14 protein-coding genes are annotated in these 11,761 nt (G+C 33.2%); 2 read left to right on the top strand and 12 right to left on the bottom strand.

The window, feature by feature from the left end; translation table 11 throughout:
- Positions 1–16 precede the first annotated feature (16 nt).
- From tsaE to IV513_RS04155, 5 genes are all read right to left on the bottom strand, one after another.
- Positions 17–424, bottom strand: a complete 408-nt coding sequence (tsaE, locus tag IV513_RS04175) for a tRNA (adenosine(37)-N6)-threonylcarbamoyltransferase complex ATPase subunit type 1 TsaE (protein WP_209389257.1) — start codon at positions 422–424, stop codon at positions 17–19.
- Between the two features lie 111 nt (positions 425–535).
- On the bottom strand, positions 536–1,210 hold the full coding sequence (locus IV513_RS04170) for a hypothetical protein (protein ID WP_209389256.1): 675 nt from the start codon (positions 1,208–1,210) through the stop codon (positions 536–538).
- A gap of 4 nt (positions 1,211–1,214) precedes the next feature.
- Entirely contained in the window at positions 1,215–1,733 is a 519-nt protein-coding gene (locus IV513_RS04165) for a hypothetical protein (RefSeq protein ID WP_209389255.1), read from the bottom strand.
- A 9-nt stretch (positions 1,734–1,742) separates the two neighbouring features.
- Positions 1,743–1,880, bottom strand: coding sequence for a hypothetical protein (locus IV513_RS04160; protein WP_209389254.1), 138 nt, complete (start codon positions 1,878–1,880; stop codon positions 1,743–1,745).
- A 19-nt stretch (positions 1,881–1,899) separates the two neighbouring features.
- Positions 1,900–2,595: a hypothetical protein gene (locus IV513_RS04155; RefSeq protein ID WP_209389253.1), complete on the bottom strand. Its 696-nt coding sequence runs from the start codon at positions 2,593–2,595 to the stop codon at positions 1,900–1,902.
- Positions 2,596–2,729: 134 nt separating this feature from the next.
- Here IV513_RS04155 and dnaG point away from each other — a divergent pair, with 134 nt between their 5' ends.
- Positions 2,730–4,712 (top strand): DNA primase, encoded by a 1,983-nt coding sequence (gene dnaG, locus IV513_RS04150; RefSeq protein WP_209389252.1) that lies wholly within the window; start codon positions 2,730–2,732, stop codon positions 4,710–4,712.
- A 99-nt stretch (positions 4,713–4,811) separates the two neighbouring features.
- A complete protein-coding gene (clpP, locus tag IV513_RS04145) occupies positions 4,812–5,495 on the top strand; it encodes an ATP-dependent Clp endopeptidase proteolytic subunit ClpP (RefSeq protein ID WP_209389251.1) in 684 nt (227 codons plus the stop codon).
- A gap of 73 nt (positions 5,496–5,568) precedes the next feature.
- Here the strand turns inward: clpP and msrB are convergent, their stop codons facing one another.
- From msrB to IV513_RS04110, 7 genes are all read right to left on the bottom strand, one after another.
- Positions 5,569–6,549: a peptide-methionine (R)-S-oxide reductase MsrB gene (gene msrB / locus IV513_RS04140; protein WP_245168853.1), complete on the bottom strand. Its 981-nt coding sequence runs from the start codon at positions 6,547–6,549 to the stop codon at positions 5,569–5,571.
- 137 nt (positions 6,550–6,686) lie between these two features.
- Entirely contained in the window at positions 6,687–7,124 is a 438-nt protein-coding gene (locus tag IV513_RS04135) for a DUF417 family protein (RefSeq protein WP_209389249.1), read from the bottom strand.
- Positions 7,125–7,202: 78 nt separating this feature from the next.
- Positions 7,203–7,469 (bottom strand): hypothetical protein, encoded by a 267-nt coding sequence (locus tag IV513_RS04130; protein WP_209389248.1) that lies wholly within the window; start codon positions 7,467–7,469, stop codon positions 7,203–7,205.
- Positions 7,470–7,480: 11 nt separating this feature from the next.
- Positions 7,481–8,035, bottom strand: coding sequence for a sigma-70 family RNA polymerase sigma factor (locus IV513_RS04125; RefSeq protein ID WP_209389247.1), 555 nt, complete (start codon positions 8,033–8,035; stop codon positions 7,481–7,483).
- Between the two features lie 178 nt (positions 8,036–8,213).
- Positions 8,214–9,662 (bottom strand): asparagine--tRNA ligase, encoded by a 1,449-nt coding sequence (asnS, locus tag IV513_RS04120; RefSeq protein WP_209389246.1) that lies wholly within the window; start codon positions 9,660–9,662, stop codon positions 8,214–8,216.
- Between the two features lie 338 nt (positions 9,663–10,000).
- The gene (gene rimM / locus IV513_RS04115) at positions 10,001–10,543 is read right to left on the bottom strand and encodes a ribosome maturation factor RimM (protein WP_209389245.1); all 543 of its coding nucleotides are present in this window, start codon (positions 10,541–10,543) and stop codon (positions 10,001–10,003) included.
- 95 nt (positions 10,544–10,638) lie between these two features.
- The gene (locus IV513_RS04110) at positions 10,639–11,202 is read right to left on the bottom strand and encodes a 30S ribosomal protein S16 (RefSeq protein ID WP_209389244.1); all 564 of its coding nucleotides are present in this window, start codon (positions 11,200–11,202) and stop codon (positions 10,639–10,641) included.
- Positions 11,203–11,761 lie beyond the last annotated feature (559 nt).

The raw sequence follows: 11,761 nt of genomic DNA, 5'->3' as shown, positions 1-11,761 counted from the left end.
GACAAAGATATCATTTTTAATCGAATGAAATCTCTCTGCTTTCACCAGTATTTTCAATAGTCATTGTATGAAAATTCAAGCCCTGCAATTCTGCTTCATATACTTCCGGCCATTCTATTATACAGAGATAAGAATTATCGAGATATTCTTCAATACCAATATCGTAGACTTCATCAATGTTTTTAAGTCTGTATAAATCAAAATGAAAAATTTTTCCTTTTGGAGAATTGTATTCGTTTACAATAGAGTAGGTGGGAGAGCTTACTTCATCTTCACTTCCCAGATTTTTAAGCAAAAATTGGGTAAATGTTGTTTTACCCGCTCCTAAATTTCCTTTTAACAGCAAGATATTATTTTTGAATTCAGGAAGAATAGAATCTGCGACTTTTTGCCAGTCGCTCTTTTGATGAATGGTGAATTGCATAAGCAAATATAAGTATTTGTGCTAAATTTTTGTCGTAAGTATAAAATAAAACTGACTGAAACAAATCAGTCAGTTAGAGGTAACTTCAAAGTTTTATATGAATGTGAAGTCTTAAAATATTTCACAAGTTATGGTGTAAAAGTAAGGCGTAACCCCATTTTGAGTGTCACCACTTTGTCTTTGCAAAAAAGTAATACGATAAAGGACATTGGTATTAGGATAGCTTAAATATACTTCGTCGAGCACATTATGATTAAAATTCGTATCTAATTTTTGCCATGTAGAACTCGTTATATTAACGGACTGCTGCATAAAAAGGACGTTAGGTGACACAAAACTAAAGCTACTTGCATTGGTTTTATGTATATAACTATAATATACTTTTGTTGAAGAATTAACCGGTGCAGGATCGGATGAAAGCGAGATAAATGGATATACTTTATTGTTTTCAACATCGAATTTCAATCTAAATCTGTCACATTTCATTTCGGAGCCATATGTTGATAGATTGGAAACGTAATTAATCTTCTGATTTGTTAAAATTTCATCCTGAATCTTTGCTATCATATTTGCTTTATCCCATCTTCCAAGATTACCGTTAGCATCTGCTACTACTACATCTTTGTAGCTTGTATCTGTGGTTTTGTCTGTTAGGGTACGAACTCTTAAATTTCCGTTTAAATCTAATGTTGCTGCAGGGTTAGTAGTTCCTATTCCGACATTTTGTGCGTAAAAAAATAGATTTAATAATAAACTGAATAGTAAATATAAATTTTTCTTTTGCATAATTTTATAAAGATTGCATTGAAAACCGTTCACAGATGATCCCGTAAAGATATTTGTTAGTTCCGGAATCGTTATTCGTATTCTTTGTTAAGGTTACTCTATACAGTGTTTTTTGGTTGGGTGGCACAATGGTATAAATTCTTATCGTATTGTCCGTAGAAGACGGAAAGAGAGTAGCATCTAAAGTTTGGAAGGTGTTGTAATTCGTAGACGTAAATGTGGTAGATCCATTTTGGTAAGTATATTCCGGGCTGTTATTAGACCACCTTTTTATACCATATCCCATTACAAATTGAGTAGCATTATTATTTGTGGTGAAAATAGTATTAGAATTTAATTTAAATTCTGCAGTATTATTGTTGTTAATTCTAAAGGTGAGATCGCTACAGGTACATTCATTAGCCGTTACAGGAGTATCTGCCAAATAAATCTTTCTTTTAACATCAGAATTATTGTTTGGAGCTTTAAAAATATCCGAGATAAGGATATAGTCTATCTTTCCAGAGGTTTTATCAGAATGCAAGATCCTGGACTAATCTACATTGCCAGTTTTAACAAGGATGCTGCTTACTTTTAAATTACCATTTACATCGAGTTTTCTCGAGGGTTCAGCTGTATTAATTCCTACGTTTTGAGATATAAACAGTGCAGGAATAAAAAAAACTGACATTAAAATTTTCTTCATTTTTCTAAAATTTTTCGCATACTACGGCAAAATCCCTACTGTCTGGAGTAGATCCTACGCTTTGTTTAATTCTATAGATGATGAGCCGGTAAAAATCAGAATCACCAGGATATTGAAAATTGAGTACATTTTGTTCGAAATCAGCTAGTTGTGCTTCGGCTAAATTTTGCCAGGCTGTATAATTTGTAGAATCAAATACAAACTTTTCGCTAGGGGTTCCGTAATAGCTTTTTCCTTGGAAAAATTGATAACCATTAGAATCCCAGTTTTGTTCCATGTTCATATAAATTCCAACTTGGGTATTAGGATTGTCATTCAATCTAAATCTAATCTTAGAATCACTGGTAGATGTCAGCGAAAACTGAAATTTCCCGCATTTTAAAATTTTGTTTCCATCACCATTTCCGTCTGTAGTATTGTAAATTTGGCTAAAGCTTTCCTTGTCTGTATTATTACTGTTTCCAGATGGCAAAAGGCTAGATTTTTTTGTAAAATCTATATTGCCATTGCTGTCGGTTACTATAGATTGGTCGTAATCTGCATTGGCATGGGCGTCGTTCAAATTGTGTACTTTCATTGTGCCTTCAACATCTAACATTCTTGAAGGATTATTGGTATTAATCCCGACTTGTGCGTTGGCAAAATGAAAAAAAACAATAAAGAAAAAAAAAGAAGATATTTTATTTAAAATACTTTTCATCTTAAATACTTATTTAATTTTGCAAAATTAAAAAGATCTAAACTTTTGGTAAGCGTTTAAGCATATTTTAATATGATTATATTCATGTTAAATATAAAGTTAATCGTTTTAATTATTTTCATCATTTTTATATTATGATTTCCAAACAGACAATAGATAAGATATTTTCCACAATTCGGGTAGAAGAAATTGTTGGAGAATATGTACAGTTGAAAAGGGCAGGATCCAATTTTAAAGGGTTAAGCCCGTTTCATGAGGAAAAATCGCCAAGCTTTGTGGTTTCTCCAAGTAAACAGATTTGGAAGGATTTTTCTACAGGAAAAGGAGGAACAGCGATTTCTTTTCTCATGGAAATCGAAAATTTTACGTATCCTGAAGCATTAAGACATGCAGCAAAAAAATATGGGATAGAGATAGAAGAAGATCAACGGGAATTTTCCGAAGAAGCCAAAATTGCACAGTCTGAAAGAGATTTACTGTATAAAATTCATGAAGTAGCCAACGAGTTTTTTCAGAATATCCTTTGGGAAGATGGTGAAGGTAAGGCAATTGGTCTTTCCTATTTCAGAGAACGAGAACTGAAAGACGATATCATCAAAAAATTCCAACTCGGTTATTCACCAGAAAAGAAAAACGCATTCACAGAATTTGCATTAGAAAAAGGTTACACAAAAGAAATTTTAGAAAAATCTGGATTATCTATTTTTCCGGAGAATTCTCCTGCGGGTATAGATCGTTTCAGAGAAAGAGTAATTTTCCCTATCCACAGTTTTTCCGGAAGAGTGTTAGGATTTGGAGCCAGAATTCTGAGAAGCAATGTGAAAACCGCAAAATATCTCAATTCCCCTGAAACCGAAATTTATCATAAGTCTAATGTTTTATATGGCTTAAACCAAAGTAAACAGGCAATTTCCCGCAAAAATGTCTGTCTTTTGGTAGAAGGCTATATGGATGTAATTTCTCTTCATCTTTCCGGAATCGAAAATGTTGTGGCAAGTTCCGGAACTTCATTAACAACAGAGCAGATTAAGCTTATTAAAAGACTTACAGAGAATGTAACTATTCTTTTTGATGGTGATAATGCGGGAATTAAAGCTAGTTTCAGAAGTATTGATATGCTTTTGGCTGAAGGAATGAATATTCGAGTTCTTCTTTTCCCCGAAGGTGATGATCCCGACTCTTTCGCCCGTAAGCATCCGCAGGAATATGTTGAGAATTTTATTGAAAATGAAGCAACAGATTTTATAGATTTTAAAGCTGAAATTCTTTTAAAGGATGCAGGAAACGATCCTATTAAAAAAGCCGATGCGATAAGAAATATTGTAAAATCGGTTTCTTTTGTTCAGAATGCATTAAAAAAGGAAATTTACTTAAAAGAAGTTTCAAAAAAATTCCAGCTTTCGGAGCAAAGTCTGTTTAATGAACTGGATATTCAGCGGCAGATTACAGATAATCAAACACAGAAAACGCATCAGCAAAAAGAAAATACACCAGTAAAAATGGAAATTGTGCCTTTTGATAAAGAAAAGGAAGATCCGTTTTTGTTTGATGTTTTATTTATGGAAAATAAACTGATTGATCATATGCTGATGTTCGGAGATGTTGTTCTAAAGCGTACAGACGAGGAAAATACAGAATATCAGATTACTGTTATTGAAGAAATTCTTCATCATTTTGAAGAAGAACATTACGGTTTTTTAGCAAAAAACAACGAAATTATCATCAACCAGATTAAAGAAGGAATTCAGAATGACGAACTGAGAAGCGGAAGTTTTTTTGTGACTTTTATGGATGAAGAGATTACCACCAAAGTAGTAGATGCACTTCTTCCAAAAGATGAACTGGAAAACTGGGCTTCGAGAAATATCTATCCGCCTAATTACGGAGATAAAGTAGGAGATCAGGTAAAAGGCGATATATTACTTCACAAATACCGTTATATTGATTATTTAATTAAACTAGCTATAGCCGAACTAGAAAATTACAGAACTTCAGACGAATCCAAATATTTTGAGCTGATAAAAAAAATAACATTACTAAAGCAGGCTTCTATGCGCCTGAACGATATGATAGAATACTCACCCATTAAAGGGATTTATCTGGATAAAATGAGATAAATAAAGGGAATAATAAGTAATAACGATTTTTTCTTCTGCCATAATGTCCTTATATTTGTTTGGAACGATATTGGAAAAAAATAAAGAAATTATAAGCGAATGGATATTAAAAAAGAATTCAGAGATTTCTCAGTAAAACATATGGGAAATAACGGTTTGGTAACCGATCAATATATTGGAGCATTCAATCCTACCAATCTTACACCTTATATTATGGAGGAGAGAAGAATGAACGTTGCACAAATGGACGTTTTTTCTAGATTGATGATGGACAGAATTATTTTCCTGGGAACCGGAATCGACGATCAGGTGGCAAATATTGTAACAGCACAGCTTTTGTTCCTGGAAAGTTCGGATCCGAATAAAGATATTCAGATTTATATTAATTCTCCTGGAGGAAGTGTTTATGCAGGATTGGGGATTTATGACACGATGCAGATTATTAAACCAGATGTAGCAACAATTTGTACTGGTATTGCTGCATCTATGGGGGCTGTACTTTTAGTTGCAGGCGAAAAAGGTAAGCGTTCTGCATTAAAGCATTCTAGAGTGATGATTCACCAACCGAGCGGCGGTGCACAAGGTGTTGCTTCTGATATGGAAATTAACCTGAGAGAGATGCTGAAACTGAAAAAAGAATTGTATGACATTATTTCTGAACATTCCGGACAGACTTACGAATGGGTGGAGAAAGCATCTGACAGAGATTATTGGATGACATCTGAAGAAGCGAAAAGCTTTGGAATGGTAGATGAAGTTTTACAAAGATCAAAAGAAAAATAATTTTTTTCTTAATACGATAAAATTTCGGCGCGCCTCGCAGAGGCGCGCCGAAATTTTAAATATCTTAGGTCTATTATTTTTTGTCTAAGAGCGAAATATATTCTCCGTATCCTTTCTGTTCCATTTCTGCTTTTGGAATAAATTTCAACGAAGCTGAATTGATGCAGTAACGAAGTCCGCCTTTATCTGCCGGTCCATCGTTAAAGACATGACCCAAATGCGCATCTCCTGTTTTGCTTCTTACTTCAACTCTGGTCATTCCGTGAGAACGGTCTAATTTTTCATCAATCAGCTTTTTTGTAATCGGCTTAGAAAAACTTGGCCATCCGCAACCTGATTCAAATTTATCGGTTGAGATAAACAAAGGCTCTCCGGTGGTAATATCTACATAAATTCCTTCTCTTGTTTCGTCCCAGTACTCGTTTTGAAAAGGTCGTTCAGTTCCGTTTTCCTGCGTTACATAATATTGTTCTGCAGTCAGTTTTTCTTTCAAAGCTTTTTTATCCTGCTTTTGGTATTTTACTTCTTTTTTAGGCAGTGGGTTGGCATTTCTTGCCATTTCAAAAAGACCCGGCTCAATATGACAGTATCCTCCAGGATTTTTGTCAAGATAATCCTGATGATAATCTTCTGCTTTATAGAAATTTTTCAATGGAATCGTTTCTACCACTACGGGTTTACTGTAGTTTTTGGCTAATCTTTCCACTTCAGCTTTCACAACCGCTTCAGTTTCTTTGTCTGTTGAATAAATTCCTGTCCGGTACTGATTTCCTCTGTCATTTCCCTGCTTGTCTATGCTTGTAGGATCAATCGTTTTAAAATACAGATCAATTAAAAGTTTAAGATCTACCTGCTCTGGATCATAAAGCACCTTTACTGTTTCGGCAAAACCCGTAGTGTGACTTACCACTTCTTCATAAGTAGGATTTTTAGTATTTCCGTTGGCATATCCCACTTCCGTTTTTACCACTCCTCGAACTTGCTGAAAAAAATGCTCGGTTCCCCAGAAACATCCCCCTGCAAAATAGATTTCCTTTAAATTTTTACTGTCCATAATGGTGTTATTTTCTTTTTTATTTTCTGTGGATTTTGGTTTTGCATCACCACAACTTCCTGCAAATACAGCTATTCCGAAGCTTAATCCGAATAACATTAATATACTTTTCATCTTTCTCTTATTATTTAAATTCATTATTTATCATTTAAAATCATTAATCCAAATCCCAAGAGCATCAAATCTTTCAGAATGAAAAAGTCTGTGACAGGAAATCCGTCAACAATCTTCCATATTCCGGGAGTTGTGAAGAGGTAGCTTAGTGTTACTGTGAACACTGCGATCATTCCGATTCCTGCAAACCTTTTCAGCACTGCAAATTTCGCACTAAACAATAATACAATTGCAATGATAATTTCTATCGTTCCGATAGCATTTGATACCCATTGAATATTTATATAATCATAAACGAAAAAAGTAAGGAAATGGTTTTCCAATAAGGGTTTTATTGCGTTGGCTTCTGTAGGAGTAAATTTAAAAAGTCCTATCCACAGTAAGATTAAAGAAGCTCCTAATATGGAAATGGTGTAGCCTTTCTGATACGTTTTGTTTTTAACTGATGTTGTTCCGCTCATTTTCTTTAGTTTTTAAATGAATACTTTATTTTCAAAAGTATAGTCGGAACAAGGATAAAATCCTGACAGATTTTTTTTCTATATTTTCAGATTTTTCATCGTTTTTTCTTTAAATTTCTGAATATCAATTGAATCAGTTTTGTTTTCGGATTGAATTTTTCTTTTTAAAATGTCATCGAGGATTTTTAATTTTTCCTGATAAGATCTGCACCATTTGCATATTTTCAGATGAATATTGAGCTGTTTTTGCTCTCTGGAAGAAATGGTTTTCGCAATACTTTTTTCCATGAGCAGGGTAGCGGTGCTGCATGGTAAAAAAAGTTTATGAATTAATTTTTTTAGCATTCTCAGTTCATTTATGTGGGCAAAAACCAATTGAGCTCCAAACATTCCCTTAGCTGTAACCGGCTTCTTTGCAGAATCTTCCAAAGATTAGTCGCAGAAAGTTTTAATTCCTGACACACATCTTCTCCTTTTTTTTCTTGAAGGTAATACAATTTTACGGGAATTTTCCATCTTTCGGGTAAATTTTCTATACAATTATCAAATATTTTATTAAAATCAAAATCATTCAGCAACTCATTTTCTTTATCTGAAATATTCCAGTCTGCCAATACATCATCATTTCTCCAGGAGCCTGTTTCATCGAAATACTGATCAAAACTAACGTGAGGCTCAGATTTGTATTTTTTTCGGTAATAATCAGAAACTTTTCTCTGCAGAATTACCATGAGCCAAGTTAAAGGATTGCTTTTGCCTTCAAAAGATTCATAAGAATGAAAAGCGGCAACAAAAACGTCCTGCACAATATCTTCTGCCTCTGTTTTATCTGAAATTAGAAAAACGGCACGTTTTAGTAAAGGAGCGGAATACTGATTAATCCAGTTTCTGAAGGTTTCGTTTTTGGTCATTCTTTTGATAGGTCAAGTGTTGAATGATTTCATCATTAAAAGACTTGTAAAAATAATTATAAATTATCAGCAAAGTTTGAATTTGTTTAACAATAAAAAAGTAAAATTAATTTTAATTCCCATAATCAGCAAATAAAAATGTCTCTGAAACTTCCAGAGACATTGTATGTTTAAAAAATTAAAACTCAGCATTCTTCGGTGTTCTCGGGAAAGGAATTACGTCTCTGATGTTTGTCATTCCTGTTACGAAAAGAACCAATCTTTCCAATCCCAGACCAAATCCGGCGTGTGGCACGGAACCGAATTTTCTGGTATCCAAATACCACCACAATTCATGTTCATCAACGTGCATTTCTGCCATTTTTGTTTTCAGAACATCTAATCTTGCTTCTCTTTCGGAACCTCCGATAATTTCGCCAATTCCTGGAAAAAGTACATCCATTGCAGCAACCGTTTTGTTGTCATCATTCAGCTTCATGTAGAATGCTTTAATTTCTTTAGGATAATCAAATAAAACTACAGGGCATTCGAAATGTTTTTCAACTAAAAATCTTTCGTGCTCAGATTGCAAATCTGCACCCCATTCTTCGATTGGATAGACGAATTTTCCTTTTTTATTTTCCTTTGAATTTAATAAAATCTCTATTGCTTCTGTATAAGAAACTCTCTTGAAACGCTTGGTAATTACATTTTCCAGTTTTTCAATCAAACCTTCTTTTGCTCTTTCTTTTTCAGGTTTAGATTTTTGCTCTTCGGCAAAACGTTTGTCCAAGAAATCCAAATCGTCTTTACAGTTATCCAAAACGTACTGAATTACATATTTAAGGAAATCTTCTGCAAGATCAATATTGTCTTCAAGGTTATTGAAAGCAACTTCTGGTTCAATCATCCAGAATTCTGCCAAGTGACGCGTTGTATTGGAGTTTTCTGCACGGAAAGTTGGTCCGAAAGTATAAATTCTTCCCAATCCCATTGCTGCAGTTTCGCCTTCAAGCTGTCCTGAAACGGTTAAATTGGTCTTTTTTCCAAAGAAATCCTGAGAAAAATCGATATCTCCCTGCTCATCTCTTGGGATATTATTTAAATCGAAATTGGTTACACCAAACATTTCTCCGGCTCCTTCTGCATCTGCACCCGTTATAACCGGTGTGTTGATGTAAAAAAACTGATTTTTGTTGAAAAATGAGTGGATTGCGAAACTTACCGCATGACGCACTCTGAAAACAGCTCCAAACAAATTGGTTCTGAATCTTAAATGTGCCTGATCTCTTAATACTTCCAGAGAATGTTTTTTAGGCTGAAGAATAGTTTTATCTCTTTCTTCTGTAAAGTTATCTCCTAAAATAATGATTTTTTTAGCGATAATTTCTACAGTTTGTCCGGCTCCCTGGCTTTCTACAACTTCACCAACAACTTTAAGGGAAGAAGCTGTGCTTATTTTACTGATTAATTCTGCATCGAAATTTTCGAAATCAACAACAATCTGCAAATTATTAATTGTAGAACCATCATTAAGCGCGATGAAGCGGTTAGAACGGAAGGCTCTTACCCAACCGTAAACGGTAATGTCATGATGTAATACTTTTTTGTAATCCTGTAGGATTTCTTTAATCGTCTGCTTTTTCATTGGTTGATGATAAATTTTTGTCTAAAAATTAATGAGTGCAAAGTTACAAAAAAACAACGCAAATTAAAGTTTACGCTGTCTTTTTAAAAAGAATATCTATAATTTAATTTTGAGATGAAGATTTTTATTGAGCTTGCACTACAGATTTTTAATCGTGAAAAAGTTCTGTAAATATTATTTTATTTTAGGAGAATTAAAATAATATCCAAAGTTCTGAATTTATTTAAGTTTCTATATACCAATAATTCTGGAAAAAAATTATTTCAGAATAAAATAATAAAAATTACTTATAAAATATGAATGACTAATAAATGAACTAATTATTATAAAAGTGAATTTTATTCATCTTTTTTAGAAGGAACTAAGAAAACATCAATAAGACCTTCCGGAAGCTGCATTTTAATAAAACGTTCATTTCTGTTTACTTCCAAAATCCAGTCTTTAATGATAGGAATAACAACCTCTTTACCATCAAGATTTGTGATGAAATAAGACTGTGCAGTCTGATCGTTCACAGAGCGAATTACACCACAGTCATTATCATTTTCATCCAAAATATTGTATCCGATAATTTCGTGGTAGTAGAACTGGTTTCCTGTTAACTTTGGTAAAGAGGATAAAGGAAGATAAACATCTTTTCCTAAAGACTGATCTACCAATGCATCAGAAGAATTTTTGAAAGCGATATTCAGTGCATCTGTTTTACTCCAAGAAGATTTTTCAATAAAAAAAGGAACTAATAATCCATTTATTTCTAAAAAAATAGATTCCAGTTTTTTGTAGATTTCAGGTTGGTCGGTATCTAATTTAAGAATTACATTTCCGGCAAGACCGTGTCTTCTCGTAATTTTACCTAATAAGTAGCATTCTTTTTTTTTCATTGTAAAAATTTAAGTGGTGGTGTACAAATATCAATATTTATGAAACAATAAAGACACGATAAAAACCGTGCCTTTACTTTGTATTTTCTTAAAGATTAAGCCTGAGCCTCTTCAGTTCCTTCTGCCTCAGCAGCTGGAGCATCCCCTTCAGCAGCAGTTTCTTCAGCTGGAGCATTCGCAGCCTCTTCAGCAGCTTTTGCATCTGCTTCAGCCTTTGCAGTTGCAGCAATTCTAGCTTCATTTACTTTTTGCTCAGCATCCAAAGCAGCTTTCTTAGCATCTGCTTTAGCTGTTGCTAAACCTTCAACTTTACCTTGAACTTTAGCATCTTTAGCTTCTAACCAAGCATTGAATCTTTTTTCTGCTTCAGCCTCATCAAAAGCACCTTTAGAAACACCACCTTGTAAGTGTTTTTTGTAAAGAGCACCTTTGTAAGAAAGAATAGCTCTTGCCGTATCAGTTGGCTGAGCTCCGTTGTTTAACCACTTTACAGCAGCATCAACGTTCAAATCAATAGTAGCAGGGTTAGTAATTGGATTGTAAGTACCCAATTTTTCGATGAATCTACCATCTCTTCTAGCTCTTGAATCTGCAACTACGATGTGAAAGAAAGGCTTACCTTTTTTACCGTGTCTCTGTAATCTGATTTTTACTGACATATTGTTTAATTGTTATGGGAACTCGTCCCGGTTAAATATTTAAGTGTGCAAAGATAAACAAAAAAAAATAAATTTTGTATATATTATGAAGAATTTGTAAAAATCAGAATTCTTACTATATATAATTCTTTAAATATTTTAAAGTAATTAGGGTTTTTAGTTTTGTATAATATTTAATATTTACTTTGGTATGATTCATTGATAAATACTATATTTTCTTCTATATTATTATATAATATTGATTTCTATTGAATTAAAAAAATGATAATCAATCAATTTTATACTTATTTAAATTATATTGATAACCGAGTTTTCTTTTGAAATTGCTCCATATTATATAGTGTCATATTTTTGAATTGATATAAAACGTATCCAATCTGAATACATTTCTAGCTTTAGAGTAAAAAAAAGCAAACAGTTGTTTAAAAAAATAGTGGCTGATATCCATGCTGTTATGGTGTTAATGTTACGTGAGGGTAAATTTTATGTTAAATTAATTTGTTTTGTGTTTGTATGAATATCTATCTTTGCGGCACCGAAAAACGGAAGTTAAGTAGGT

The sequence above is a fragment of the Chryseobacterium sp. RR2-3-20 genome (genome assembly GCF_017808115.1).
Taxonomy (GTDB): Bacteria; Bacteroidota; Bacteroidia; order Flavobacteriales; family Weeksellaceae; genus Chryseobacterium; species Chryseobacterium oryzae.
This window is presented reverse-complemented; position numbering and strand designations above follow the sequence as displayed.

What these genes read in the sequence shown, in the direction of transcription:
- tsaE (WP_209389257.1), bottom strand. Translation starts at nt 424, where the DNA reads ATGCAATTCACCATTCATCAAAAGAGCGACTGGCAAAAAGTCGCAGAT.
- IV513_RS04170 (WP_209389256.1), bottom strand. Translation starts at nt 1,210, where the DNA reads ATGCAAAAGAAAAATTTATATTTACTATTCAGTTTATTATTAAATCTA.
- IV513_RS04160 (WP_209389254.1), bottom strand. Translation starts at nt 1,880, where the DNA reads ATGTCAGTTTTTTTTATTCCTGCACTGTTTATATCTCAAAACGTAGGA.
- IV513_RS04155 (WP_209389253.1), bottom strand. Translation starts at nt 2,595, where the DNA reads ATGAAAAGTATTTTAAATAAAATATCTTCTTTTTTTTTCTTTATTGTT.
- dnaG (WP_209389252.1), top strand. Translation starts at nt 2,730, where the DNA reads ATGATTTCCAAACAGACAATAGATAAGATATTTTCCACAATTCGGGTA.
- clpP (WP_209389251.1), top strand. Translation starts at nt 4,812, where the DNA reads ATGGATATTAAAAAAGAATTCAGAGATTTCTCAGTAAAACATATGGGA.
- msrB (WP_245168853.1), bottom strand. Translation starts at nt 6,549, where the DNA reads ATGGACAGTAAAAATTTAAAGGAAATCTATTTTGCAGGGGGATGTTTC.
- IV513_RS04135 (WP_209389249.1), bottom strand. Translation starts at nt 7,124, where the DNA reads ATGAGCGGAACAACATCAGTTAAAAACAAAACGTATCAGAAAGGCTAC.
- IV513_RS04130 (WP_209389248.1), bottom strand. Translation starts at nt 7,469, where the DNA reads ATGCTAAAAAAATTAATTCATAAACTTTTTTTACCATGCAGCACCGCT.
- IV513_RS04125 (WP_209389247.1), bottom strand. Translation starts at nt 8,035, where the DNA reads ATGACCAAAAACGAAACCTTCAGAAACTGGATTAATCAGTATTCCGCT.
- asnS (WP_209389246.1), bottom strand. Translation starts at nt 9,662, where the DNA reads ATGAAAAAGCAGACGATTAAAGAAATCCTACAGGATTACAAAAAAGTA.
- rimM (WP_209389245.1), bottom strand. Translation starts at nt 10,543, where the DNA reads ATGAAAAAAAAAGAATGCTACTTATTAGGTAAAATTACGAGAAGACAC.
- IV513_RS04110 (WP_209389244.1), bottom strand. Translation starts at nt 11,202, where the DNA reads ATGTCAGTAAAAATCAGATTACAGAGACACGGTAAAAAAGGTAAGCCT.